Source organism: Sorangium sp. So ce590 (genome assembly GCF_051521365.1).
GTDB lineage: Bacteria > Myxococcota_A > Polyangia > Polyangiales > Polyangiaceae > Sorangium.
Window position 1 is genome coordinate 7,215,202 of the sequence record NZ_CP150346.1, and the last position, 25,940, is coordinate 7,241,141.

At 71.4% G+C, this 25,940-nt stretch carries 22 protein-coding genes; 10 read left to right on the forward strand and 12 right to left on the reverse strand.

Annotated features, from left to right (window positions below; genetic code table 11):
• Positions 1-34: 34 nt before the first annotated feature.
• Positions 35-1,291: an SLC13 family permease gene (locus WMF28_RS26915; RefSeq protein ID WP_437596182.1), complete on the forward strand. Its 1,257-nt coding sequence runs from the start codon at positions 35-37 to the stop codon at positions 1,289-1,291.
• 37 nt (positions 1,292-1,328) lie between these two features.
• On the opposite strand, the gene WMF28_RS26920 is transcribed toward WMF28_RS26915, so the two are convergent.
• Positions 1,329-1,526, reverse strand: a complete 198-nt coding sequence (locus tag WMF28_RS26920) for a hypothetical protein (RefSeq protein ID WP_437596183.1) — start codon at positions 1,524-1,526, stop codon at positions 1,329-1,331.
• A 291-nt stretch (positions 1,527-1,817) separates the two neighbouring features.
• On the opposite strand from WMF28_RS26920, the gene WMF28_RS26925 reads away from it, so the two are divergent.
• Together WMF28_RS26925 and WMF28_RS26930 are read left to right on the forward strand one after the other, a co-directional pair.
• Complete coding sequence (locus WMF28_RS26925; protein WP_437596184.1) at positions 1,818-2,579, forward strand: SDR family oxidoreductase; 762 nt, start codon at positions 1,818-1,820, stop codon at positions 2,577-2,579.
• A 190-nt stretch (positions 2,580-2,769) separates the two neighbouring features.
• Entirely contained in the window at positions 2,770-3,327 is a 558-nt protein-coding gene (locus tag WMF28_RS26930; RefSeq protein ID WP_437596185.1) for a hypothetical protein, read from the forward strand.
• Between the two features lie 95 nt (positions 3,328-3,422).
• Here WMF28_RS26930 and WMF28_RS26935 read toward each other — a convergent pair whose 3' ends face one another.
• The 3 genes from WMF28_RS26935 to WMF28_RS26945 all read right to left on the reverse strand — a co-directional run bounded on the left by WMF28_RS26935 (position 3,423) and on the right by WMF28_RS26945 (position 6,732).
• Positions 3,423-4,607, reverse strand: coding sequence for a hypothetical protein (locus WMF28_RS26935; RefSeq protein WP_437596186.1), 1,185 nt, complete (start codon positions 4,605-4,607; stop codon positions 3,423-3,425).
• Positions 4,608-4,734: 127 nt separating this feature from the next.
• The gene (locus WMF28_RS26940; RefSeq protein WP_437596187.1) at positions 4,735-5,709 is read right to left on the reverse strand and encodes a ribosomal protein L7/L12; all 975 of its coding nucleotides are present in this window, start codon (positions 5,707-5,709) and stop codon (positions 4,735-4,737) included.
• Positions 5,710-5,712: 3 nt separating this feature from the next.
• The gene (locus tag WMF28_RS26945; RefSeq protein WP_437596188.1) at positions 5,713-6,732 is read right to left on the reverse strand and encodes a radical SAM protein; all 1,020 of its coding nucleotides are present in this window, start codon (positions 6,730-6,732) and stop codon (positions 5,713-5,715) included.
• Between the two features lie 123 nt (positions 6,733-6,855).
• Between WMF28_RS26945 and WMF28_RS26950 the strand changes: the two genes are divergently transcribed.
• On the forward strand, positions 6,856-8,562 hold the full coding sequence (locus tag WMF28_RS26950) for an adenylate/guanylate cyclase domain-containing protein (RefSeq protein ID WP_437596189.1): 1,707 nt from the start codon (positions 6,856-6,858) through the stop codon (positions 8,560-8,562).
• A gap of 45 nt (positions 8,563-8,607) precedes the next feature.
• On the opposite strand, the gene WMF28_RS26955 is transcribed toward WMF28_RS26950, so the two are convergent.
• The 6 genes from WMF28_RS26955 to WMF28_RS26980 form a co-directional block, all read right to left on the reverse strand.
• Positions 8,608-9,450 (reverse strand): CPBP family glutamic-type intramembrane protease, encoded by an 843-nt coding sequence (locus tag WMF28_RS26955; RefSeq protein ID WP_437596190.1) that lies wholly within the window; start codon positions 9,448-9,450, stop codon positions 8,608-8,610.
• A 174-nt stretch (positions 9,451-9,624) separates the two neighbouring features.
• On the reverse strand, positions 9,625-10,596 hold the full coding sequence (locus tag WMF28_RS26960; RefSeq protein WP_437596191.1) for an OmpA family protein: 972 nt from the start codon (positions 10,594-10,596) through the stop codon (positions 9,625-9,627).
• A 17-nt stretch (positions 10,597-10,613) separates the two neighbouring features.
• On the reverse strand, positions 10,614-11,015 hold the full coding sequence (locus tag WMF28_RS26965) for a DUF4398 domain-containing protein (RefSeq protein WP_437596192.1): 402 nt from the start codon (positions 11,013-11,015) through the stop codon (positions 10,614-10,616).
• A gap of 215 nt (positions 11,016-11,230) precedes the next feature.
• Positions 11,231-13,210 (reverse strand): DEAD/DEAH box helicase, encoded by a 1,980-nt coding sequence (locus WMF28_RS26970; RefSeq protein ID WP_437596193.1) that lies wholly within the window; start codon positions 13,208-13,210, stop codon positions 11,231-11,233.
• A 227-nt stretch (positions 13,211-13,437) separates the two neighbouring features.
• On the reverse strand, positions 13,438-15,366 hold the full coding sequence (locus WMF28_RS26975) for a glycoside hydrolase family 9 protein (RefSeq protein WP_437596194.1): 1,929 nt from the start codon (positions 15,364-15,366) through the stop codon (positions 13,438-13,440).
• A 470-nt stretch (positions 15,367-15,836) separates the two neighbouring features.
• Complete coding sequence (locus WMF28_RS26980) at positions 15,837-16,736, reverse strand: 1,4-dihydroxy-2-naphthoyl-CoA synthase (protein ID WP_437596195.1); 900 nt, start codon at positions 16,734-16,736, stop codon at positions 15,837-15,839.
• 341 nt (positions 16,737-17,077) lie between these two features.
• Between WMF28_RS26980 and WMF28_RS26985 the strand changes: the two genes are divergently transcribed.
• From WMF28_RS26985 to WMF28_RS27005, 5 genes are all read left to right on the forward strand, one after another.
• Positions 17,078-18,244 carry a PAS domain-containing protein gene (locus WMF28_RS26985; protein ID WP_437596196.1) on the forward strand — a complete coding sequence of 389 codons (1,167 nt, stop codon included), beginning with the start codon at positions 17,078-17,080 and terminating at the stop codon, positions 18,242-18,244.
• Positions 18,245-18,383: 139 nt separating this feature from the next.
• Entirely contained in the window at positions 18,384-19,460 is a 1,077-nt protein-coding gene (locus WMF28_RS26990) for a fibrinogen-like YCDxxxxGGGW domain-containing protein (protein ID WP_437596197.1), read from the forward strand.
• Between the two features lie 96 nt (positions 19,461-19,556).
• The gene (locus WMF28_RS26995; RefSeq protein WP_437596198.1) at positions 19,557-20,051 is read left to right on the forward strand and encodes a hypothetical protein; all 495 of its coding nucleotides are present in this window, start codon (positions 19,557-19,559) and stop codon (positions 20,049-20,051) included.
• A 13-nt stretch (positions 20,052-20,064) separates the two neighbouring features.
• On the forward strand, positions 20,065-20,712 hold the full coding sequence (locus WMF28_RS27000) for a hypothetical protein (protein ID WP_437596199.1): 648 nt from the start codon (positions 20,065-20,067) through the stop codon (positions 20,710-20,712).
• A 96-nt stretch (positions 20,713-20,808) separates the two neighbouring features.
• A complete protein-coding gene (locus WMF28_RS27005; protein WP_437596200.1) occupies positions 20,809-22,956 on the forward strand; it encodes a protein kinase domain-containing protein in 2,148 nt (715 codons plus the stop codon).
• A 99-nt stretch (positions 22,957-23,055) separates the two neighbouring features.
• Here WMF28_RS27005 and WMF28_RS27010 read toward each other — a convergent pair whose 3' ends face one another.
• Together WMF28_RS27010 and WMF28_RS27015 are read right to left on the reverse strand one after the other, a co-directional pair.
• Positions 23,056-23,658: a DUF4276 family protein gene (locus tag WMF28_RS27010; RefSeq protein ID WP_437596201.1), complete on the reverse strand. Its 603-nt coding sequence runs from the start codon at positions 23,656-23,658 to the stop codon at positions 23,056-23,058.
• A 3-nt stretch (positions 23,659-23,661) separates the two neighbouring features.
• Positions 23,662-24,078 carry an AAA family ATPase gene (locus WMF28_RS27015; RefSeq protein ID WP_437604319.1) on the reverse strand — a complete coding sequence of 139 codons (417 nt, stop codon included), beginning with the start codon at positions 24,076-24,078 and terminating at the stop codon, positions 23,662-23,664.
• Between WMF28_RS27015 and WMF28_RS27020 the strand changes: the two genes are divergently transcribed.
• A complete protein-coding gene (locus WMF28_RS27020) occupies positions 24,039-24,860 on the forward strand; it encodes a hypothetical protein (protein ID WP_437596202.1) in 822 nt (273 codons plus the stop codon). The two genes, WMF28_RS27015 and WMF28_RS27020, sit on opposite strands and share 40 nt — an antisense overlap.
• Positions 24,861-25,940 lie beyond the last annotated feature (1,080 nt).

The window sequence follows — 25,940 nt, forward strand, 5'->3', positions numbered from 1 at the left end:
ACAGCCGCGTGCCCGGCCACTCAGATGCCGCGCCGTGTGGTCCGTCCTGCTCGTATTCGCCGCCACGTACGTCCTCATCGCGGCGCGCCGCCTGTCGATCCTGCCCATCGGGCGCCCGGCCGGCGCGCTCGCGGGCGCGTGCGCCATGGTCCTCCTGAGCGCGATCGAGCCCGGCGCCGGCCTGACGCCGCACGAAGCGTTCGCGGCGATCGAGCCGAACACCATCGGCCTCCTGCTCGGCATGATGCTGCTCTCGGCGTCGCTCGACGGGGCCGGGGTGTTCGAGCGCGCCGCCGCGTGGGTCGCGCGGCGGGATCTCTCGCCGGTCCGCCTGCTCTACCTCGTCACGGTGGGCGCCGGGCTCGCCTCCGCGGTGCTGCTGAACGACTCGGTCTGCGTGATGCTGGCGCCGCTCGTCGACCGGACCGCCCGGCGGGCAGGGCTCGATCGGGTGCCGTACCTCCTCGCGCTCGCGATGGGCGCCAACGCCGGCAGCGCGCTCACGCTCGCCGGCAACCCGCAGAACATGCTCGTGGGCCACCTCTCCGGCATCTCGTACCGCACGTACCTGCTGGAGGCCGGCCCCGCCGCGCTTGTCGGGCTCGCCGTCACGGCCGTGATGCTGCACCTCTTGCTCCGGCGCCGCATCGCGGTCCAGGCGTCCGTGCCCCTGCCCGAGCCCGCGCCGGCGCCGGCGCCGGCGCCGGATGTTCGGCCGAGCGCCCTCGTGCCGCTCGCGTGCATCGCGGTCGTGTCGGTGCTGTTCGTGCTCGGCGCGAACCTGGCTTGGACGGCGCTCGGCGGGGCGACCGCGGCGATCCTGCTGCACCGGCGCGACGCGAACGGGCTGTTCGACAGGGTCTCGTGGACCGTGCTCGTGTTCTTCGGCGCCCTCTTCATCGTCGTGGCGGCCCTCCAGAAGACCGGCATGCCCGAGCAGGCGCTGCGCGCGGCGAGCCCCTACCTCCCCGCGGGGCCGACGCTCGGCCTCCTCGGGCTCGGCATCGCGATGCTCGTCGGGTGCCAGATCGTGTCGAACGTCCCCTTCATCCTGCTCGCGGAGTCCTACATCCAGAGCCAGCCCGATCCGCACATCGCCTGGATCGCGACCGCCCTGGTGTCGACCCTCGCGGGCAACTTCACGCTCCTCGGCTCGGTGGCGAACATCATCGTCGTGGAGACCGTGGGCGCCGAGCGCGAGATCGGCTTTCGCGCCTACGCCAGGGTCGGTGTCCCGGTGACGCTGGCCTCGACCGCCGCGGCGCTCCTCTGGCTCCTCTTCGTGCGCTGAGCCGTACCGCCACAACGCCCTGGAAGCACCGTGTCAATCACAGCCGAGCCTGCTCGCGGGGCCGCTGGAGCCGATGCCGCACTGCAGCGCGGGCGAGGCCGCGCCGCTCCGGCGGCCTTCGCCGCACGTCGAGCCACGCGTGGATCAGCGAGATCCCCACGGCCGCACAGAACACGGGTCCCATGGCGAGCATCACGAGAGGGCGCAGGGCCTGTCGCAACGTGCGTGTATTCATGTGGCCCAGCATACGACGCCCAGGGGTCGATCAGTAGCGCGTTGCGTTGAAAACCTTCAATTCTGCTGGTGAAAAGTCGGAGCATCGGCGCAGCAGCACGGCATAACGACGTAAAAATCCCGTATTGCTGGATCCAGATCGATACCGCAACCGTTGACCGACCTCGGCCCTGTGCGCGCGCGGCGAGCGGCTCCGTGCGCGGCAGGGAGGCTCCCGGAGGCGCGCTTGCGCGGCCGATCTCCTTTACAGTGCCGGGCGAACCGCGATCCCCCATCTCCTGGAGAGGCCTGAATGGCGCACGATCTGTCGAAACGAGTTGTCCTTGTCACCGGCGCCTCGCGCGGCCTTGGAGCCGCCATTGCCCGCAGGCTCGGGGCCTCCGGCGCGCGGGTGGCGGTGAACTACTTCGCCGGCCGCGAGGATGCGGGGCGCGTGGTCGAGGAGATCCGCCGGGGCGGCGGCGAGGCCGAGGCGTTCCAGGCCGACGTGCGCGACGAGCAGGAGGTCGTTCGCCTCGTGGACGGGGTGCGGGCGCGCCTCGGTCCGATCGAGGTGCTCGTGATCAACGCGACGGGCCCGCAGCCGCACGTCAAGCTGGAGGATCTGACGTGGCGTCACTGCCTCGACCAGCTCGAGTTCTTCGTGAAGAGCCCGCTCCTCCTCGCGAAGGCGGTGCTCCCCGGGATGAAGGAGCGCCGCGCGGGCCGGATCATCCAGATCGGGTCCGAGGTCTTCGAGCAGGGTGTCCCCGAGTTCTCCAGCTACGTCTCGGCCAAGGGCGCCCAGCTCGGCCTCACGCGCTCCTGGGCGATGGAGCTCGGCCCGCACGGGATCACCGTCAACCTTGTGGCGCCCGGCTGGGTCCCGGTCGAGCGCCACCTCGGCGAGGGCGCGAACCCTGCGGCCATGCAGTCGTATGCCGCGAGCAACCCGCTCCGGCGCATGGGCACGCCGGACGAGATCGGCGATGCCGTCGCCTTCCTCGCGTCCGACGCCGCCAGGTTCATCACGGGCCAGAAGCTGTCCGTGAACGGCGGCAGGACCCTGGCCTGACCCGGCCCCCGGAAGGACCCGCGGCCGAGGATTTCCGGGCGGCGGGCCCGCTCCGCTCCGGGCCGACGGCGTCGCTCTGCGACCACAGGCCGCCGCAGGGCCGGGGGGCCTGTGTCCGCGCAAGGTGGCCTGCCCATTGCTACGCCTGCGCAGCCATCCCCGGCGGCTTCGCCGGAGAGAGGACGACCCCATGAATCGATCTCCTTCTTCCCTCGTTCGCCTCGACTCCTGCCCGCGCAAGACCGCCGCGCTCTTCGCCGGGCTCACCCTGATCGCCGCGTCCGGCTGCGTCACAAAGCAATGCACCGAGATGGGCTGCACCGACGGCCTCTCGATCACCGCCGCGACGGCGAACAAGAGCTGGGCAGCGGGAGAGTACACGCTGGATCTCGTGGTGGATGGCAGCGAGGTGTCGTGCGCCTACAGCTGGACGAACACGCCGCAGCCCGGCGGCGGCGTGTTCGTCCAGTGCAGCCCGACCGTGTCCGTCTCGATCCAGCCCGTGACACGATGCACCGAGAGGTCGGACCGCGACTCCGTATCGCAGTCCTGCGTCCCGATCCCCGGGCAGTTCACGCAGCTGCTCGCGATCCAGGGCACGCCGGCGCGCGTCGACGTCGTGGCGCGGCGGGACGGCGCCGCCCTCGGAGAGCGGAGCTTCACACCCGGGTACCAGACCTCGCACCCGAACGGCGAAGACTGCGGGCCTGCGTGCCGACAGGCCACGCAGGACTGGGTGCTCCCGTAGCCGTCTCCTCCGCCGAGCCGCCGCGCCGGCCCTTCCGCGAGGGCCGCGGCGCTCGGCGGCGCCCGAGATGCCGAACCGCGCCCGCGGAGCGCGCCTCAGCGGCGGCAGCCGATGCGCTCGGTCGCGATGACGACATCGTCGTACAGGATCGTGTGCGCGTCGGAGACGGTGAGGCCGCGCTCCTCCATCTCCGCCCGCCGGCGCGCGTCGGAGTCACGCTCGTAATACGCGTCGAGCATGAAGCTCTTGAAGCGCACGTCCTCGCTCGATCGGAAGTCGAAGCCCTCGAACGGTTCGGGCGGCGTGCACGCGCTGAACTCGCATCCTGCCGTGTGGAACTGGGCGCGGAGCCAGGTGCCGTCGGGGTAGCCGGGGCGGTAATCGCCGATCGGCGCGCCGTCGATCCAGAACGCGAGCGCGCCGTCGCGCTCGCCCACCGTGTTCGCGCGCGCATGCATCTCGATGCAGAACCAGCGGTCGCGCGGGAACGGCGCTTGTCCCGGCGGCTCGAAGACGTTCCCGTAGTAATACGTGGTCCCCTGATCGCCGGCGCATCCGGGCGTGGCGGTCCCGTCGTTACAGCGGCCGGAGCGCATCTTGTACCAGTAGGCGTAGAAGTTGAAGACGTCGTCGGTGTTCGTGTCGAAGTCGAACCAGAAGCCTTCGTCTCCGGCCGGCACCGTGTTCGCGAGGCCGCTCCAGTCCCATTCCTCGGTGCCCGCCGCCATGCGCACCCAGTGGTGCGGGTTCGGCGCGAGCTCGGGGAAGCGCGCGTGAAAGCGCCAGTAGATCGCGTCGACGCGCTCGTGGGTGACCCACGTGGACGACGAGATGTACATGTCCTCCGCGAGGTCGGCCGTTGTCACGGTCGAGCGGAGGTAGCCCTGTCCCCCGTGGGCGGCGGCCGGATCGGCCTCGATGTGCAGGGTGCGCGTGTCGGCGGTGGGCCCGTCCCAGCGCCCCCACCCTGCCTCGAAGTCGTCGTGGAAGAGCACGGCCGGGTCGTCGCGGATCCCCTCGTCGCCCGGGTAGCGCGCGCTCAGCGTGCCCGGCGGCGGCACCGAAGCGTCCTCGTCGCCCCCGCCGCCGTCGCCCGCCCCGCCGCCGTCCGGGGGCGGCGACACACCGCCGTCCATGGACGACGAGGACCCGCCCGCCGGTGCGCCCCCGTCGCCGGTGGCGCTCGACGGGTCGCCGCAGCCCGCGACGATCACCGCGAGCGCCGCCAGGGTCGATTGAAAATGGTTGCTCATCGTTCCACGCACAAGACGGTTCTTCATCCTTCCACGCTACCTGCTCCAGCACATGAGCGCCCGAGCGAGCGCCCCTGTCCGTGACGCGCGCCTTGCCCGGCCGGCGAGCGCCTCCTGAGAGCGCCAGTCCTCCCCCTCCCGTCCCGCGATCCCCTCAGCGCCGCGCCGGCACCACCGCCTCGGCGTCGCACCCGGCCTGCCGCAGCAGGTCGGCTGCGCGCCGCGCGTGCTCCTCGGTCACGTCCACGAGGATCTCCCGCGGCAGCCCCTCGAGGGCGGCCTTCACCTCGTCGAGGTCGCAGCCGACGGCCTGTCGCACCGCCTTCATTGCCGCGATCCGGTCCGGGCCGATCTGCCAGAGGATCACGTGGAACGGGCCCCAGGGGTTCGGCCGTGCCCGCAGCCGGGCGAACGGATCGGCCACGCCGTGCGGGCACTCCGTCACGCGCACGGTGAGGCGCATTCCGTGCTCGCGCGCCAGACGCCGCACGCCCTGCACGCCCTCGACGAGGTCGGAGAAGACGGCGGACAGGTGCCGCGAGCGCCATTCGCCGCTGTGCCACGCGGGCGCGATGGGGGGCCGGCTGTCGTGCTCGCTCCGGGCCGTCCAGGCGGGGAGCTCGGCGGTGACGCGCTGCTCGAACGCGTCGAGCCGCTCGGCCGCCCCGGGGTCGTCCCAGCGCACGTCCTCGGGCCAGTAGCTGAACTCGACGGCCAGCTCCTCGTGGGCATGCTCGAGCTCCGCCTCGACGCGGCCGCCCTTCGCGTAGAACAGCGCTCCGAAGACGGGCGGCATCGTCACCGTGTACGGCGCGTGGACGATGACCTGATGGCCCGCCGCGATCGCCGCGGGCGAGGGCCCGTACTGGGGCCAGTCGTCGCCGTCGCCTCCGTGGTCGTCCGCGCGCAGGCCCTCGCGCTGCGCAAAGGCCTCGAGCGGCGACTCTCCCTCGGGCGCAGCGGCCTCCGGCGCCGCGTCGCGCGCGCCGAGCCAGGCAGAGTGAGCGTCACAGACCTCCTGCACGAGCCGCGCGACCTCCTCGGCCGTGGCGGCGTCACGGAAGGAGCCGACGATCGTGTAGCTGCCGCTGTTGTTGCTGGCGAAGGCGTTGAAGAGGCGGATTCTCATGGTTCAACCTGCGAGAGGAAGGCTCCGCGGCCCGGCATCGAGGCCGAACCCGGCGGCCCGGGCGCAGCCGGGGTCGCGCGCCGGGGCGGCGAGGGAGGCGCGCTCCTGCTCCCAGACGCGGAGCACCTCGGCGGCCGTCGCGACGGGGAACGAGGCGTGATGAAAGCTGCACGGCGCGAGCCGCCCGTCGCTCGTCAGGACGATGAACTCGCGTCCTGCCGGGCACGGGCCCGGCGCGAAGAGGCGCGGGACGGCCTCCATCCGCTCGCCCCAGCAGACATCGAGCTTGAGCGTCATGCGCCCTTCCAGCGCGCGGCCGAGCGCCCGGACGCGCCGCGCGAGGTCCGCGGCCTGGGCGGGAGAGAGGTGGAGCGCGCGATCGCGGCCGTTGTACGAGAGGAGCAGCGCGTCGCGGCAGCCGCGCTCGAGCAGATCGAAGACGACCTCTTCCATCCGCGCGAGGCGCGCCGGCGTCACGAGCCAGTTGACGCCGAAGCGGGCGCGGCGCGCGGCGAGGCGGGCGATGACCGGGCGGTTGTCGACGTCGTCGTACACGGAGAGGCGGATCTGCCCGACGTGCGGGACGAGCGCGGCGAGGAGCCGATCGGTGAGCCCGGTGCCGTTCGTGGTGAGGCTGACGGCGAGCGCGGTCTCCTCGTCGAGGCGCCGGACCAGATCGGCGAAGCCCTTGAAGACGAGCGGCTCGCCGCCCCCGAAGGCCACCTCGAGCGCGCCCGCGCGGCAGAGGTCGCGGAGCATGGCGAAGGCGCCGCCCGCGGTCCAGACGCTGTCGGCCCCGGCGTCGCGCGAGCAGAAGGAACAGGCAAGATTGCAGGCGTTCGTGATCGCGAACTGGACGACCCGCGGAGCGCGCATGCGCAGGTGAGCCGTCTCGGGGCCATCGCATAGCGCCGTGAGGCCGGAGCGCCGCTCGAACAGCAGGAGAGCGCCGTCGAGCGGGAACCGGCGGAGGTGGGCGAGCGCCGGCGGGACGGCGATGGCGTCTTCGGGACGCTGGTCCATGCGAAGCAGCATACCGAATGAGGGTCTACAGGAGGGGAGCTCCCGCCCGTGCAGCTCGGCCGGCTCGGGCAACGCGGGGTCGATGCCGCCGAGAGCTATCCACTGGGAGCGGACTTTGCTCTGATGAGCGTCTTCATGTTCCGCCTCCGCACCGTTCGCGCGAAGCTCATCGTCCTCGTCGCGCTCTCGTCGCTCGCGACGCTCGCGGCCCTCCCCGTGCTGTCGTGGGTGATGCACCGGCAGCTCATCGCGCAGATCAGCGAGCGCGTCCCGCAGGCGATCCGCAACTTCCGGCTGGAGCTCAGGCAGCAGCAGCGCGCCGTCTCGACGAGCTCGCGCCAGGCGTCTCGTACGCGCGAGCTCGTCGAGGGGCTCCGGCTGTGGAACGAGGCGGCCGTGGGAACGGCGCTCGAGGCCGTCATCGACGCTCATCCGAACGTCGCCATCGCCGCCTTCGACGAGCTCGGCGATCTCGTCGCGGCGAGGGGGTTCGACGCGCCACCGCCGAGCACGGACGAGGTCCCCGGGCTCGCGGAGGGCCTCTCGGGCATCGACGAGATGGAAGACCTGCGGGACGTGCTCGTCCACGGGTGCGATGGACAGCCCGGCTCGCCGCCTGCATACCTGGTCGCCCAGCGCGCGAGGAGCGACGCCGGATCGCTGCTCGCCTGCATCCCCATCGATCCCACGTACTTCAGCGAGGTGGCGACGAAGCTCGGCGTGGAGATCGCGCTCGTCGAGCCGTCCGGTAAGAGGATCACGGGCACGGCACGTTTCCCGACCGAGCTGCTCCAGGGCGCCGTCATCGGCGACGAGGCCCACCCCACGATCGTCGAGGACGCGAGCTCGCTGTGGGCCCTCTCCCGCTTCGCCCCCCGATCGCTGCGCGGCAAGGTCGGTGATTTCTCGATCGTCATGGCGCTCGACGTGAGCGATGTCCGGAAGATCGTGCGCCAGAACCTGACCTTCGCGGCCGGCGTGCTCACCTTCACGGCGATCGTCGCGCTGCTCCTCGGCGCGCGCCTCGCGACAACGATGTCGCGCGCGCTCTCCCGCGTGAACGTGGCGCTCAAGCAGCTCGAGCACCAGCAGTACGTCCACGTGGAGGCGTTGAAGACCGGAGACGAGCTGGAGGATCTCGCGACCGGCTTCAACTCGATGGTCGACGGCCTCAAGGAGCGCGACAAGCTCCGCAGCACCTTCGGCAAGTACATGACCGAAGCCGTGCTCGATCACCTGCTCGCCGGCAAAGTGCAGCTCGGCGGCGAGACGCTCACCGTCTCGATCCTCTTCTGCGATATCCGGAGCTTCACGACGATCAGCGAGAAGATGAACGCCCAGGAGCTCGTGGGGCTCCTGAACGAGTACTTCACCGAGATGGTGGCCATCATCCTCGACGAGGGCGGGGTCGTCGACAAGTACATCGGCGACGCGATCATGGCGGTCTTCGGCGCGCCCGTCCCCAAGCCGAACGACGCCGTGCGCGCCGTGCGCGCGGCCATCCGCATGCGCGCGGCGCTCGAGCGCTTCAACGGGCGCCTCGCCGCGCGGGGCATCCCGGATCTCAAGACCGGTGTCGGGATCCACACCGGCGAGGTCGTCGCGGGCAACATCGGGTCTGAAGCGCGCATGGAGTACACCGTCATCGGCGACGCCGTGAACCTCGCCTCGCGCCTGGAGACCGCGACAAAGGAGCTCGGCGTGAGCGTGCTCCTCAGCGAGGAGACTCACCTCCTCGTGAAGGAGGTCTTCAACACGCGTCCCGTCAGCGAGATCACGGTCAAAGGCCGCGTGCAGCCGGTGATGACCTACGCGGTGGTGGACCTCTGAAGGCCATCGTGCTCCCTCAGCGGCGCCGGCGGCCACGGGGCGTCGCTATAGACGCCCCTGGTGCCACAGGGAGAGGAGGTCCATCGATGTCGCGACGGCGATATGGATCGCGCAGCCGCCCCAGATCGAGCCGCTCTTCAGGCTCACGGTGCCGAGGATGAACCCGGCGATCACCGAGCCGAGCGCCTCGGGCAACGGCTTGCCGAAGTGGATCATCGCGTAAGGCACCATCATGGCGAAGATCGAGGCGTAGCCGAGCGCACGGCGGATGCCGTGGATGAAGAAGCCGCGGTAGAAGAACTCGAGCGCGACGAACTGCGCGGCGTAGAGGGCCTCCCATGCCCAGAACCACGGCCACAGGTCCTCGCCCCGCCCGAGCTTGTAATAGGGGTACTTCGCCTGGAAGGCCGGCGAGAGCGACGCGGCGTAGAGGATCGGCGCCATGACGGCGAAGAAGAAGGCATAGACGTAGATGTGCCGGGCCGTCCCGCGGACGCGCAGGCCGAGGCTCGTTATCGGCACCCGCAGCACGAAGCGCGCGACGAGGAGGGTCGGGACCAGGTAGCCGATGATGCGGCCCACCGCCCAGACGGTCCGCTGGTGAAAGCGACGGTCCGGGGAGGTGTTCAGCGCGTCGTGGAGCCCCGCCGCGGCGTCATCGAGGCCCACGGCGCGCAGGCCCTGGACCATCCAGCGCGTGTCGTTCTCGTTGCAGGCGAACCGGACGAAGAGGAGCACGCCGATCACGGTGAGAAAGACGCTCACCATGCGGCGGGTGACCTCTCCCGCCGGCGTGGTGGCCCGGTGGAGCGCCGCCTCGGCGTCGAGCCGGTCGCGCAGGTCGATTACGTACTCCTGCCAGATCCCGCGGAAAAAGCCTGCGATCACGCGCCGTGCTTATCACCGCCGGTACCCCTGGCACAATCCGGCGCGGGGACGATCGCGCCGGGCTTGGGCATCACGCACGGGACATCCAGGCCCCCGGGAAACAGCGCCGTGGCGCCGAAGGGGGCGGGCGGAGGCGGCGGATCCGGGATCCGCGGCGCTCTCCCCTCGGCGGCTTCACTGCACGGAGGTGGGATTGACGATGATCTCGACGCGCCGGTTGTTGGCGCGGCCCTCGGCGCTCGAGTTGTCCGCCACGGCGCGATCCGGCCCGTGGCCGACGGTCGAGATCTTGTCCGCGGGCAGACCCACGCTGACCAGGTGGGCCTTCACGGAGTCGGCGCGATCGAGCGAGAGCTTGCGGTTCGCCTGGGCGGAGCCGGTCGAGTCGGTGTGCCCCTCGATCCGCAGGGGCGGCGACCCCTGATCCTTCAGGGTGGTCGCGACCTGGTTGAGCTTCTCCTTGGCGATCGGCAGGAGCTCGGACTTGCCCGAGGCGAAGAGCACAGCGCCGGAGAGCGTGATGACCACGCCGCGCTTCTCCTCCTTCACCGCGGCGATCTCCTTGAGGCTCGCGAGCGCCGCGTTCGCGACGCGCTCGGCCTCGCGCCGCGCCGCCTCGGCCTCCTGGCGCCCCTTCTCGGCCACGGTGCGCGCGCTCTCCGCCTGGACCCGCGCGCTCTCCGCCTGGAGCCGCGCGCTCTCCGCCTGGGCGCGCGCCTGGCGCTCCCGCTCGATCTGCTGCTGGCCGCTCTGCAGCGCGTCCTTCGCGCTGGCGAGCTGCTGCTGCGAGAGCTCCTTGTAGGCGTCCTCGGCCGCGGCCTTGTCGCGCTGCGCCTGCTGCAACGCCGCCGCCGCCTCGGCCTCCCGCGCCTTGCGATCGGCGATGTAGGCGAGGTCGCGCGCCTGCTGGGACTCGGCGTCCTCGTTGAACGCCCCCTCGGCGCGGGAGAGCGCCTGCTTCGCCGTGTCGAGCTGGGCGGGCGCGAGGGTCGCCGCGGAGCCCTGGGCCGCGCGCGTGTAGCTGGCGCGGGCGTCGACGAGCTCCTTCGGCGGGATCGCCGCGCTGCACCCCGAGGCCGCAACGAGCGCGGCGCAGAGCGCGAACGACCGGCCCCGCAACGGTAGGTTCTTCACTCCAGAAGCCATCACCTTCACCTCGCGCTTCACTGGACCCCCGCCTGCTTCAGCTTCTCGACCTGCTTCAGCGCCTCCTGCGCCTGGGCCTGCGTGGAGCGCGCCTTGGCGATCGCGAGCGCGAGCTCGGCGTCGGCCTCGGCGCGCTCGAGGAGCCGCAGGGCGGACTCGTTGTCCTCGGCCGCCATCTGCTGCCTGGCCTTGTCGAGCTGCTCGCGGGCGAGCTTGAGGTGGAGGGTGGCCTGGGGATCGGTCTCGGCGCCCACCTCGTCGGCCGCGCGGATGGCGGCCTGGGACGCGGCGAGCTGGTCGTTCGGCGGAGGCACGGAACCGCCGCAACCGACGAGGGCGAGGCCGAGCAATGCAGCGAGCACCGCGGCCGGGCTCGCGAGACGGCGTATGGCTGGCTTGATGTTCGGGCTTCGGTTCACCCGGCGTTTGTACAACACCTGAGGTCCCCGATAAATCAGGAAACCCATGCACTTGCTGGCGATCGTCGTCGTCGCGCGAGCTCGCTCGGTCGCCGCCGCCGCGCGCGTCACGGCGCGCCGCGCCGGATCCACGCTCGATCTGCGCTGGATCCGCGCGGGATCGAGCCACGTGCGTCCGTGTGCGCTCCGGCGCCGGCGCGCGCGGCCGAGCTCGCCTAGTCGACGTGCATCGAGCTCGCGCGGACGATCCGGATCCGCGCGTCACGCGCGTCGGGCTGGTTGACCGCGCGCGCGAAATCGGGCGCGGCGGGGGAGGCCACCTCGACGACGGACGCGGTGGAGCCGATCCGGATCGCGCCGATCTGACGGCTCGATACGCCGCCACGGCGGCAAACGAGGGCGAGCAGGCGCCGGGGATCCGCGCCGTGGCGCTCCCCCCAGTTGACCTGGAAGGGCACGAAGGGCAGCCGCGGGGATTGCTCGCCGTCGGCGCGATGCGCGGCGGGGCGGCCGCGCGGCGGGGCCTCGGACCACGGCGGCCCGGCGGGGCGACCGCGCGGCGGGGCCCCGGACCACGGCGGCCCGGCGGGGCGGCCGCGCGGCGGGGCCCCGGACCACGGCGGCCCGGCGGGGCGGCCGCGCGGCGCAAGCCCCTCGGAGCGCGGCGCGACGGCGGTGACGGGCTGCGGAGCGCAGGGGCCGGTGTGCTTCGCCCGCGCGAGGAGGGCCGCAACGAGCTCGGTCGCGTCCATGTCCGCGAGCAGCCGCGCGGCGAGCTGCTTGAGCCGCGCGTCGGGCACGGGGCCCGACGGCGCGCGGGGCTCGCGCGCCTCGCGTCCGCCCGACGCGTCCGCGTTGCTCACGCCCTCCGCGCCCGCGTCGCCCGCGTCGCCCGCGACAGCGTTGCTCACGACCGCGTCGTCCGCGCCCGCGTTGCTCACGCCCTCCGCTGCCGCGGCGTCCGCGCCGCCCCAGCGCGCGGCGGCGAGCTCGGCGACGAGCCGCTCGTCGGCGGCGCGCAGCACGTCCTCCGGCGACGGGGCGGGCCGGAACGTGGCCTCGACGCGCGCGCGACGGAACAGCCTCAGCGCGTGCTCGCGCGCGAACGGCGCGACCAGCAGCACGCTCATCCCCTTGCGGCCCGCCCGCCCGGTGCGGCCGCTCCGGTGCGTGAAGATCTCGGGGTCGCCCGGGGGATCGGCGTGGATGACGCGCCCGACCTCGGGCACGTCGATGCCGCGCGCGGCCACGTCGGTGGCGACGAGGGTGGTGACCGCGCCCGAGCGGAACGCGTCGAGGGTGCGCGTGCGCTCGCGCTGCTCGAGGTCGCCGCTCAGGGCGCGCGCGGGCAGGCCGAGCCCGGTGAGCTTGTCGGCGAGCTCGGCGGCGCCCTCGCGCGTGCGCACGAAGACGAGGGTGCGCTCGCCGGGCGCGAGGAGCAGCAGGTTCACGAGGGCCGCGTCGCGCTCCGACGGCAAGACGAGGTGGGCGACGTGCGCGATGTCGACGTTGGCCGCGCCGGGGCGCGTGCCCTGCACGCTCGCCGGGTCCCGCTGGAAGCGGTCGGCGAGCGCGCGGACCTCGCGCGAGAAGGTGGCCGAGACGAGGTGGGTCTGGCGGTCCTCGGGCATCTTGCCGGCGATCGCCTCGAGCTCGTCGCGGAAGCCGAGGTCGAGCATCTGGTCCGCCTCGTCGAGCACGAGGGTGAGGACGCCGCGCGGATCGATGGTCCCGCGCTCCAGGTGGTCGACCATGCGGCCGGGCGTGCCGGCGATGACGAGCGGGTCGCGGCGCAGCGAGCGCGCCTCGGCGCCGAAGCTCGTGCCGCCGGTGACGCACGCGACGCGCACGCCGATGGCCGCGAGGAGCCAGCTGAGCTCGCCGGCGATCTGCGCGGCCAGCTCGCGCGTCGGCGCGATGATCACCGCGGCCGGGGCCGCGGCGGTCCGGGGCGCGGCGTCGGGCGCCGCCGCGGCGGCGCGCTCGGCGAGGACGCGCTCGAGGCGGGGGGCGAGCGCGAGGCCGATGGCCACGGTCTTTCCTGAGCCGGTCTGCGACGAGACGCGGAGGTCGCGTCCGGCGAGCTCAGGGGCGAGGACGGCCTGTTGAACGGGGGTGAGGGAGGTGAAACCGCGGCGGGCGAGCGCGCCCGCGAGCGGCGCGGGCAAGGCGTCGAGCATTGAGTCTGGATTCATGAAAGCCGCGCAATCTAGCAGAAGCTGGACGGTTGTCGCGGCCAATCGCTCGGCGAGCGCGGAAGGGGCCGCGTGTGCGACGGGCGCGTCGTCCGTGCGTCGTCCGTGCGTCGTCCGTGCCACGTTTCCGTGCGTCGTCCGCGCGCGGCTTGCGGGGCGGGAATGCGTGTGCTGGCGGTGCGGCGGGGATGCGCCGCGCGGTCACGCGACCGCACGGCGCCTCCAGATCACTCGGCGCTCGCCTTGGCCTTCTCGTCGAGCCAGGCCACCGTCCACGCGAACGGGCTGTTCCAGTTGATGGTGATCTCGTTGACCGACCACGCCTCGATGTCGTCGATGTAGCACTTCTGCGGGACGCACTTCGCGCGCTCCTCCGTCTCGCCGAGCGCCGCTCTCGCCACGTCATCCTCCAGCCCGGAGTTCGGCCCGCCGGACACCGCGCCGGGCGGAGGGGACGGGTACTCGGGGTCGATCTGGGCAGCCCAGAAGCGATGATGCGGGTTCTCGAGCGGGCTCTCGCCGTAGCCGGAGACATAGGACTTGTCCATCGGGTTGCGCCCGAGGAGGTAATCCGCGCCCGACGCCACGCCGTCGAAGTACCTCTGCTCGCCGGTGAAGTCGTGCGCCAGGGCGAGGACCAGCATGTTGTTGAGCACGAACGAGTTCGAGCCCCAGGGATACCCCCTCTGGTCCGCCTTGAAGGGCACCCGGTACCCCTCCGACCCGATGTTCTCGAGGTACTTGTCGGCGAGGGCGACAAGCTTGGTCCGGACCGCCTCGCGCTCCGCCGCGGCGTGCTGGGCCTCGACCACGGCGAGCGAGATGGCGCCCAGCCCGTCGACCTGGCCCCACGTCATGGCGCTGAACGTGCCGTCCACGCCGATGAGCTCCTCGGTGTACGGCGACGCCGCGAGCTCGGTCTTGTACGCGGCGTCGCCCGTGGTGAGGAAGAGCTCGGCGGCCGCCCAGTAGAACTCGTCGCTCAGCTCGCCATCGCCGTAGGCGCCGCCGCCCACGACCATGCCCTCGTTCGGGATGACCGCCGGGTTCGCCTTCGCCGCGGTCCACGCCCGCTTCGCGGCCTCCAGGCACTTCGCCGAGTACGCGGCGTCGAGCTCGCTCCAGATGCGCGCGGCCTGGGCCGCGGTGGCGGCCAGGTTGAGCGTCGCCGCGGTGCTGACCGGCCGCAGGCGCCGCGGCTGCTGATCCTCGTGCGGCGCCAGCGGCAGGCCGGTCCACTCCACGTCGTGGATCTTGTGGTGCACCATGCCCGCGTTGGCCTCGCCTGCGGGCACCTGCATCTTGAGCATGAAGTCGAGCTCCCACCGGGCCTCGTCGAGGATGTCGGGGATCTGGTTCGCGCTCTCGGGGATCTTCAGCTTGCCGTCGCCGAAGTCGCCGGCCGTGGACCCGAGCGCGACGAACCGCTCGTACTGGTTCAGCAGCGTCCAGGCCGAGATACCGCCGTTGACCACGTACTTGCCGTGATCGCCGGCGTCGTACCACCCGCCGGTGACGTCGAGCGAGTACGCGCAGCCGATGCCGTCGGCGCACGGCGCCTCGTCCGGCAGGTGCCCCGCCGGGCGGGCATGGCTCGGGCCGACGTACTGCCCCAGGATCTCGATGCCAGAGCGGTTGTGATAAAAGTACGCGAGCGCGTCGTACTTCATCTGAGAATAGAGGGTCGGGCTCACGTCGAACGGATGGCTCGACACCTCCCCGACCCGGAGCTCGTAGCCCTCGCCGGCGGTCGTGAAATCGCTGAAGTCGATGGTGTGCACGTGCTCGCCGGAGGCGGCGTCGTCGCCCACGACCCGGGTCGCCCCGCTGTCGACCACCGCGCCGCCGGCGTCGACGAGCTCCCACGCATGGGGCTTGTCCGCCGCGGCGACGACCGTGGCCACCTTGGCGGCGTTCGGCAGGTATCCGACCTGATTGACGCGGATCAGCTCGGTGCCAGAAGGCGGCACCGTCTCGACCGGCGCCTCGCCACCGGCGCCGCCCGCGCCGCCCGAGGCCCCCGCACCCCCCGCGCCGCCCGAGGCCCCCGCGCCGCCCGCGCCCCCCGCGCCCCCCGCGCCCCCCGCGCCGCCCGCGCCCCCCGAACCGTTCGAGGCGTTGTCGTCGCCGCAGCCAACTGCGGTGAGGCCGCCCACGAGCGCCAGAAGGAGCGACCCTCCCAAGGACAGCCATGAGCGCCTCCAACCAGCCGACCTAGAAGCAAAAAGCATAATGAGCATCTCCGGATGAAGTTGACAGCCGTGCAGCAGAGGACGATGCGCACGGAACGTTACGACGGCGCAACCTTCAATGGAGCCGGTGTGATTGTCAAGCGCAGACATGCACTCCGGGCGCGGTACGATCACCCGACTTCGTCAACTCGAGATCACGCATCGCGGCGTCATCGAGATCGCGCGTTGCGGCGTCGCTGGACGCGCCGCAACCGTGGACAGGTCGCGCTCGCACACCAAAGACACAAATTTACAGAAAAATTCAAACGCTCGGGTCGCAGGATCCGCGCCCCGCGCCCGCGGATCCACCCCCATTTACTGTCTGTTTTCGAAGCTTTATGCGCGTTCGCCGACCCGTCCTGGGGGGTCGGCCGCGACCCCACGGAGCGGCGCTGTCAGTAGTGCCAGGGAAAGCGCTTGAAATCCGGACGGCGCTTGTCTAGAAAAGCATCCCTGCCTTCCTGAGCCTCGTCCGTACCGTAAGCGAGCCGCGTCGCCTCGCCGGCGAAGAGCTGCTGTCCGACGAGCCCCTCGTCAGGCAGGTTGAAACCATATTTCAACATCCGCATCGCGGTCGGGCTCTTCGAGTTGATGAGCGCCCCCCAGCGCAGCGCCTCGTCCTCGAGCTCGGCGTGAGGGACGACGGCGTTGACCATCCCCATCGCCGCCGCCTGCTCCGCCGTGTAATCGAGCCCCAGGAAGAAGATCTCCCGCGCCTTCTTCTGCCCGACCTGCCGCGCGAGCAGCGCCGAGCCATAACCGCTGTCGAAGCTCGCCACGTCCGGGTCCGTCTGCTTGAACATCGCGTGCTCGCGGCTCGCCAGCGTCATGTCGCAGACCACGTGGAGGCTGTGGCCGCCGCCGGCCGCCCAGCCGGGCACGACGGCGATGACGACCTTCGGCGTGAACCGGATGAGCCGCTGCACCTCCAGGATGTGGAGTCGACCGAGCCGCGCCGGATCCGCCTGCCCCGCGCTCTCGCCCTCGTACTTGTAACCGTCTTTCCCGCGGATGCGCTGATCGCCGCCGGAGCAGAACGCCCAGCCGCCGTCCTTCGGAGAGGGCCCGTTGCCGGTGATCAGCACACAGCCCACGTCGGCGGTCGTGCGCGCGTGCTCGAGCGCGGTGTACAGCTCATCGACCGTGCGGGGACGAAAGGCATTGCGCACCTCGGGCCGGTTGAACGCAATGCGCACGGTGCCCTGATCCACGGCGCGGTGATAGGTGAGATCCTCGAACGAGAACCCGTCGACCTCGCGCCAGCGCGCCGGGTTGAAAATCGCAGAGACGGTCATGGTCCACTCCTTTGGGCGCGGACCGTACCCGCCTCACCAGGGCCTGGCAACCGCGGCGACACCGACAGTGGGCGCGAGCCAGCGGCGCACACGCACCCCCGACCCCGGCCGCCCCTCGTGGCTCTCTGGGCGCCTGCGACGACGCCCTTGACATGGAAATCGATCTCGTGGACAAGCAAGCTTCGACGTACTGGTGGGATCGACTCTGCCTGGACGCGGGCGCCTGCGCGCTCCGACCAGACGGCGTGGGCAACGTTCACGAGCATCTGGGCAGGGACATCGCAGGAAGCGGGCGAGCGCGACGAGGAGCGCGCGCCGCCCACGCAGGGGAGGACACGGGCTTGAGCCACGAAAAGATGTTCCAGGTGTCGGCTGGGCTCCTGGCTACCGCGGACGCGCGCGGCCACTTCCACGATCTGAGCCCTGCTTGGGAGCGGGCCCTCGGCTGGTCGCTCGACGAGCTCAGGGCCAGGCCGTTCATCGAGTTCGTCCACCCAGGCGACCGGGAGGCCACGCTCGCGGAGACCGCCGCCCTGTTCGAGGGTCGCACGACATCCCGGTTCGACAATCGCTATGTGTGCAAGGACGGGTCGTACCGGTGGCTCGGCTGGGCCGCCCGTGTCGACATGGATGCTCCCCCCGCCGAGCGCCTCATCCATGCCATGGCGCTCGACCTGACGAGCGACCGCGAGCGGACAGAGCAGCTCGCGCAGGTGGCGGAGCTCGCAAGAGTGTACGAGCGGCTGTTCCGGGTCTCGGTGGGCCTGCTCGTGACCCTGGACTCGAACGGGTACTTCCGCCACGCAAACCCGGCCTGGGAGCGCACCCTCGGCTGGTCCCCCGAGGAGATGACCGCAAAGCCGTTCATCGACTTCGTCCATGTCGACGATCGCGAGTCCACGGTCGCCGAGGCCGCCGCCCTCTTCGAGGGCCGCACGACCATCCGCTTCGACAACCGCTACGCGTGCAAGGACGGCTCCTACAAGTGGCTCGCGTGGACCGCGCACCTGGACGGGGCCGAGGATCCGGCGAGCCGCCTCGTCTATGCCACCGCCCACGACGTCACGCCCTACCGGGAGCTGCTCGGAGAGTTCGAACGGACGCTCGCGCGGCTCCGCGACTCGATGCAGGCGATGTCGACGCCGCTCATCCCGATCACCGATCGCATCGTGGTCATGCCGCTCATCGGTCAGATGGACTCGGAGCGGGTCGGCCAGGTGATGTCGGTCGCGCTCGACGGAGTCCAGTCGACCCAGACGCAGATCGTCATCCTCGATGTGACAGGGCTCAAGGAGATCGACACGCGGGTCGCCTCCGCGCTCGTCGACACCGCGAGGGCGCTGCAGCTGCTCGGCGCAAGGACCATCCTGACCGGCATCCGGCCGGCGGTGGCGCAGACGCTCGTCGGGCTCGGGCTCGACCTGGCCGGCGTCATCACGAAAAGCACCCTCCAGAGCGCCATCTCCTTCGCGCTGCAAAGCGGCCAGGCCCCGGCCCTCGCCCTGTAACGGTCGCGCGCCGGCGCCGCGGCCGTGCCGCGCCGGCTCCGCCCCCCTGCCCCGCCGCGATCCGCGCGCGGCCGATGCGCGCGGCGCGGCGGCTGGTGTATAAGGCCGCGTGGTGTGCGCGCGTGTTCCCGGAGGTCGCATGGTGCTCGGCAGAGGTCCGGTCGCAGGGGCCTGCTGCGCAGCCATCGTGTTGTTCGCCGCCGCACCGGCCTGCTCGACGAAGGTGCGGAGGTTCGAGGCGGAGGGCGCCGGAGGCGACGGGGGCGGCGCCTCGGCGAGCGGCGGCGGCAGCGCCTCGGCGAGCGGCGGCGGGGGCGGCTCGACGGCGAGCGGGGGCGGCGGGCGGCCGTGCGAGCCCGGGAGCCAAAATGGCTGTTACGGCGGGCCGCCCGACACGCTGAACCGCGGCGCCTGCCGCGGCGGCGTGAGGACCTGCGGCGAGGAGGGAGACGGATTCGGCCCGTGCGCCGGAGAGGTGTTGCCGGCGCCCGAGCGCTGCAACACCGCCGAGGACGAGGACTGCGACGGCGTGGTCAACCAGGGGTGCGTCTACCCGAGCTGCGCCGACGTTCCCCCCGGCCTGCCGAGCGGCGTTGTTCTCCTCGATCTGGACGGGCCCGGCCCAGAGCCGGAGTTCCCCGCCTACTGCGATCTGGCGACGGACGGCGGCGGCTGGGCGCTCGTCTACAACAGCGTCGGCTCCGAGGCGGGAGCGACGCTTCCGTTCTGGAACATCCCTTACGCCGAGCGGCTCGGGACCCGGGGAGCGCCGGACATCTCGCAGAACTTCTACCGCGGCTCGCTCTATTTCATCGGTCGAGAGTACCGCGACGAGATCGAGGACATCGAGGGAACCGTCAAGGAGGCCATGCGCGCGACCGCCGAAGGCATCGACTCGGCGACCATGAAGCTCCTCCGCCCCGCGCACGTCTCGGGGAACGCCGACATCTACGTCGCGCATTTCCTCTCGGGGTGGTCGTCTCACGACCACGACGGCGACCCTGACCCGGGGAACTGTGCGCTCGAGTTCCTGAACGTCACCCAGCACTACGCGCAGTGCTGGGAATACAACCTCGGCGCGGACGCGGACGAGCCGCTCGACGACGGCGGCTGGGGTCCTCACCTCGGGGCGCACATCGCGGAGCGGCTCGGGCTCGCCGGCGACGACACACGCTTCACGCGGGTGCGGCGAATCTCTCGCTGGACGCGGTGGTGAGCTGGGCAGCAGGCGCACATCCGCGGATTTGGTGACAATTTTCGGGCGGCTCGGTATGCTGGCCCGGCCATGCGCTTCTATGCACTATGTTTGCTCATGCTCTTCGCGGGCCTCTGCCTGGCGAGCTGCTGGAACAGCGGCGCCTGCGTGGAGGGAGACGCGTGCGAGTGCTCCAACGGAGACGAGTGTTACCTCGGCTGCGACGGTGATTTTTGCGACCAGCGCTGCTTCCAGATGGATCGCTGCGGCGCGGTCTGCGAGCACGGGTGCTCGTTCGAGTGCTTCGACGTCAACGAGTGCTCGTCCTCCTGCGGCGACGACTGCGATCTCGACTGCCACAACACCGCGTCGTGCGGGGCCATCTGCGACCGCGGCTGCCGGTACGAGTGCCACGACACGAGCCGGTGCGGCGTCAGCGTCGGGTCGAGCAGCGTCGTGACCTGCCGGAACGTGGGGACCTGCGAGATCGAGTGCCGGGGCTCGTGCCGTGTGTTCTGCGAGAACGTGAGCGGCGAGTGCCGCGTCACCTGCCCCGACGGCGAGGCTCCGGTCCTGTGCACGGACCGCTCGCTCGCGTGCGGCGGATGCTGAGGAGACCGAGACCATGCAGACAGCGATGACATCGCAGCTCCGCGCGCCGCGCCTGCTGGCCGCCGCGCTCTCGTTCGTGGCGCTGACCGTCGGATGGGCCGAGGTCGGGGAAGCGCAGATGACGATCAAGCGCCCGGGCGACCGCCCCGACTACAAGGTCGAGCTCGAGCCGCACCTGCTCATCGCGCCGTTCGAGCCGCTCGGCCCCGGCGTCGGGACGGGCGTCGGCGCCGGCTTCCGCGCCACCATCGAGCTCGCGCCCGACGGCTTCATCAAGCGCATCAACGACTCGGTCGGGATCGGCTTCGGCATCGACGGCATCCATTACGGGGGCAACGGGAACTACCGCGGCGACTGCAGGCGCTTCGAGAACGGGCCCGCGGGCACGCGCGTCTGCACCGAGGTCGACACGTACGGGGACGCGTCGAACTACGTGTTCGGCTCGGTCGTGATGCAGTGGAACTTCTGGCTCCACCGGCGATGGTCGGTGTTCGGCGAGCCGGGGCTGTCGTTCTATCTCGGCGATCTGGGGCGCGATCCGTATCCCGGGGTCTCTCCGGTGGTGTTCGTCGGAGGTCGCTTTCACTTCACGGAGAACCTCACGCTCACGATGCGGCTCGGGTATCCCGCGTTCTCGCTCGGCGTGTCGTTCCTCCTGTGAGGTGCGCCGCCGGAGGGCGCGCGCTCCCGTCCACCCCCCGGCCGGAGCGCCGCGCCCGTTCCCCGCAGCGCCGGCCGACCTGATATCCTGCGCCGCATGCCGGAGACGCCGCGATCCGAAGAGCCGCTCGGCTCGGCCTACATCGAGGACCTCACGGTGCCGAGGGTCGGAGCGCCGGCCACAGGGCCCGTGGAGGAGCTCTCGAGCTCGGCCCTCGCCGAGGACGTCGAGGCGGCGGTCCTCGCCGAGGGCGTCGAGGCGGCGGTCCTCGCCGAGGGCGTCGAGGCGGCGGACGCCGCCGGCGGCGCGGGCGGCGACGCGCTGATCGGGAGCCTGATCTCGGGGCGCTACCGCGTGGAAGCGCTCATCGGGGAGGGCGGGATGGGCGCCGTCTACCGCGGCGAGCAGGTGCACCTCCGCAAGCACGTCGCGATCAAGCTGCTCAGGCCGCTCGCCCGGCGGATGCCGGAGCTCGTGGCGCGGTTCGAGCGCGAGGCCGTGGCGGGCGCCCACATCCGGCACCCGAACGTCGTCGCGGCCATCGACTTCGGCCAGCTGGACGACGCGTCGTTCTTCCTCATCCTCGAGTACGTCGAGGGCACGCCGCTCAAGGACGTGATCGCGGCGGGGCGGCTCCAGCCCGCGCGGGCGCTCCGCATCGCGCGCCAGCTCGCGTCTGCGCTCTCGGCGACGCACGAGAAGGGCATCGTCCACCGCGACGTGAAGCCGCTGAACATCCTGCTCGACGCGCACGACCAGGTCAGGCTCATCGATTTCGGGCTCGCGAAGGTGGATGTCGATCTCCTGTCCAGCCAGCGCCGCGAGACGACGAGCCCGAGGCCCGCGCTCACGAGCGCCGGCGAGGTGTTCGGCACGCTCGCGTACCTGGCGCCGGAGGCGCTGCGCGGGATGGATGCGGTCGATGCGCGCGCGGACCTGTATGCGCTCGGGCTCGTGCTCTACGAGATGCTCACCGGACGGCACCCCTTCGACACGAAGAACATCGTGGAGCGGCTCAAGCAGCAGGGCCCGGATGGCCCGCCGCCCCTCCGCCTGCGCGCTCCGGATCTTGTGGTGCCCTACGAGGTCGAGCAGGTCGTGGCGCGGCTCATGGAACACGACGCGTCGTTCCGCTACCAGACGGCGGCCGACGCGATCGCGGCGCTCGACGATGGGCTCGCGGCGCTCGCGCGGGCGACGGCGCCGGCGGCGGTCGGGAGCGGGGCGCACGCGGGGGCGGCGGCGGGGGCGCACGCAGCCCAGGGGGCGCAGGCGGCGGCGGGGGCGCAGGCCCTCCAGGGGACGCAGGCAGCGCAAGGGACGCACGCAGCCCAAGGGACGCAGGCCGCGCAAAGGGCGCACGCAGCCCAGGGGGCGCACGCAGCCCAGGAGGCCCCCAGGGCGGCCCAGGGGGCTCCCAGGGCCCTGGCGCCGCCTGCCTGGTCAGGGCCCCGGAAGACCCTGCTCGCGCACGCGCACCGCCGCTCCGCGCCCTCGGCGGGCTGGGTGCCCCTCGCGGCGGCGCTGACGGCCGTGACGGTGCTCGCGATCGGCGGCGCGATCTGGCTCGTCCTCCGGCAGCCCAGCGCGACCACGGCGGCGCCGGCCCCCGCCTCCGTGGTGGAGCCCCCGCCCGCGCCGGCAGCGCCGCCTCCGGCAACGACGGCGAGCGCGCCGCCCGAGGAGGACGACGACCGAGGCGCCGCGGGGCTGCGCGCTCAGCTCAGCCGGGCGGTGGCGATCAGGAACTGGGTGCTCGGGGCGCAGTCGATGCTGGCCCTGGCGGAGGCCGACCCGGAGCTGATCCTGAGCCGGGGCCTGCGCGAAGAGGTCCTGTCCACGGTGGCGGGCATCGCGTTCGAGGAGGGCAATCCGGCGGCGGACGAGGTCTTCGACCTGCTCACGAACCGGCTCGGCAGCGGCGGCCTGGACGTGCTGCTCGACATCACGCGCGCGCGCGGGGGTACGAAGTCGGCCCGGCGCGCCAGCGAGATCCTGACGCGTCCCGCGGTGATGGCGCGCGCGACCCCCGCGCTCCGCGTCACGTTCGCGTTCCGCAAGGCCACGTGCAACGGCAAGCGAGCGCTGTTCGGCCGCGCCGCGGCCGAGGGCGACGAGCGCACGCTCTTCGAGCTCCAGGTGCTGCACGGCGCGCGGTGCAGGCGCACCGACCCGTGCTGCTTCCGCGAGGACAAGGCGATCGCCGAGGCCATCCAGCAGCTGAAGGCGCGCCTCGGGACGTAGCGAGCGCGCGCGGCGAGCCGCGCCACCAGCGACCCGGCGCGGCGAGGGCCCCGCGCAGCTCGCCGGAGCTCTCGCCGCACCGCGGGGAAGCACCCCTCTTCATGCCGGCTTCGGGCCGTTGCGGACCGCTGACTCGAAGCGAGCAAAGCTCGGGCTGCGCCGCAGCTCTTGCACCGAGAGCCGCTGCGCGATCTCCTCGGAGACACGGGCCGTGTAGATCTCTCCCGGCCCCTCCTTGAGCAGGTGGATCAGGTGTCTCTTCGGGTTCACGATCTCGTCAGGCTGGCTGGTGTCGACGTTCCCGAGGTCCCGCCCTAGGTAGTCACGGAGCGATGCCGCACAGGCGAAGAACCAGGCTTCGAGGTGCCACTTCGCCGCAACGGTAAGGATGGGGACCGGAACGCGATGCCCTACCGCGCTCGCCTTCAAGTCCTCCTCGAACCGAGCCACGACATCCTGCGGGTCCTTCGCGTCGGCGTCGAGCAGGATGACGAACTTGTCAGGTCGGTCCGTCGGCGGCTTCTCGTACCACGCGCTGAGGAGGAGCCTGCATGCATTCTCGCCGGTGATGGCCCGGTTGCGCGAGGGCGTTCGGATCGGCTCGTCGACGAGCGTGCCGTGCTCGCCGAGGTGTCGCAGAAGGTGAGGCAAGGCGAGCCGCTCGGTCTCTCCTGAAGCGATGACGACGACCCGCTTGGCCATGGCTCAGGCCCCGAACCCCTTGGTCTCGTAAAACTCCCCCAGTCCGAAGCCGGACGCATCCAGCGCTGCGTCCACCGCCTCCGGGTGCTGCTCGCGCTCGATGGTGGTGCCGTCCGGCGTACGCCGGACGACGGCGACCTCCTCGGGCTTGGGCAAGCAGTCGAGCAACAGCGGAGAGTGGGTGGTGACCAGGATCTGCGCGCGCTCGCTCGCGTCTCGGAGGTACTCGGCGAAGGCCCTGAGCGCCGAGGGATGGACATGGTTCTCCGGCTCCTCGACCCCCACGAGGCTCGCGTCCGCCTCGCCAAAGAGCTTGAACGAGCCGCCGGCCTCCCCTGTAAACTGTCCCTTCGGGGGAGGGGGAAGGGAAAAGAGGACACATGGCCAGATACGGGTATAGCTTCGTCCCCGACCGGGGATTCAGCGCCTTCTCGCGCGATCTGGACGAGGGCGCGTGGAAAGACGTCTCCATCAAGAAGTACGACACGCTCGATCGCATGCCGCCGCAGCTCGTGGAGGCGCCGCGGCCCGTCGCGTGGAAGCTCCGCGCCACCTGGTGCATCGCCGTGGTCGACGAGGCGCTCGGCATCGGCTCGGCCAGCGAGCTCGCCGCGCTCGACGCCGAGTGGGACGCGGCGCAGCGCGCGCTGCACCACTTCGTCGCCTCGGCGGAAGAGGGCGAGGACCCGGCGGTCCGCGAGGCAGCGACCCGGATCCGCTCGGTCATGCTCAAGGGCAACGGCACCGAGCAGACCCGCCTCGGGTACGACGCCGAGGTCGACTTCGGGCGCTTCCAGGCGGCGGCCGCGAGAAAATCGATGGAGGCCGACATCAAGAAGATCGGCGCCGGTGCGCACCTGAAGCGCATCGAGAAGGCCACCGAAGCGCTCGCCAAAGGCATCGGCCGAGGCGGCGGGGAGAAGCGGCCGGGGACGCGGGCGAAGCGCCTGCGCGCGGCCACCAGCGGGTGTGTGACGGCGTTCAATGCCATCCATGACGAGATCACGTGGCTCCTCGCTCACTCCGCGCCCGGCAAGCAGCGGCAGCAGCTCGAAGCGCTCCATGCTCCCTTTCTCGCGCTGCTCGAGCGCTACCCGCCCTCCGCGCGCTCGGCCGCGATGGACGACGGCGAGGGCGAAGAGGAAGTCGTCACGGAGGAGCCAGCGGACGACGAGGAGGAGCCGGCGAGCGCCCCGCCCTGAGCGCAGCCTCGATCTGAAGGGACATCCTCACGGCGTGCACCGCCGCCCGGCATCCGCTCTCCGGCCCGATCAGGACGCCTCACGGCCGCCGCCCGGCCCAGCTTGGAGCTCGCTGACTGCTCCCGTTCCCAGCCCGGACGCGACCCGTCCGCTGCCCTTCCCAGCCCGGACGTGACCCGTCCGCTGCCCTTCCCAGCCCGGACGTGACCCGTCCGCCGCCCTTCCCAGCCCGGACGTGACCCGTCCGCCGCCCTTCCCAGCCCGGACGTGACCCGTCCGCCGTCGTTCCCAGCCCCGACGCGATCCGTCCGCTGTCGTTCCCAGCCCGGACGTGATCTGTCCGCAATCGTTCCTAGCCCGGACGCGACCCGTCCGCTGTCGTTCCTAGCCCGGACGCGACCTGTCCGCTGTCGTTCCTAGAGCACCGATCAGCTTGGAATGCCCGGGAATGAAGAGATTTGAACCACAGAGGCACAGAGGCACAGAGGGACAACAAAAAAAACTCTGTGCCCTCTGTGCCTCTGTGGTTCATTTTCTCGGGGTTTCAACCTGTTCGGTGTCCTAGTACTACAGCCGCACGTCATGGAATCCCCGCGGATTTCGATGAGCAGGCGGACGATCGTGACGTCTTGCTTGCTCGCGCGGGTGCAGCCCAGCTCGTTGGGTGCTCGCAGACGTGCGGCTGTAGTACTAGAGCGCCGAATAGGTTGAAATTCAGCTAAATTCAACAGATTGTGGCACCCGTCGGAGCCGCCGAGGAGCACGCTGGAAGGGCACGGCACCCAGTCGGACGAGAGACCGCAAGGGCGCGAGAGGCGCAAGGGAACAGAGATAGAATTATATTCTTCTCCCCCCTTGCGCCCCTTGCGCCCCTTGCGGTCCTCTTCCCATGAGTCGATTTTAGCGGAATTTCAATGTGATCGGCGTTCTAGTACTACAGCCGCACGTCACGGAATCCCCGCGGATTTCGATGAGCAGGCGGACGATCGTGACGTCTTGCTTGCTCGCGCGGGTGCAGCCCAGCTCGTTGGGTGCTCGCAGACGTGCGGCTGTAGTACTAGCCCGGACGCGATGTTTCCC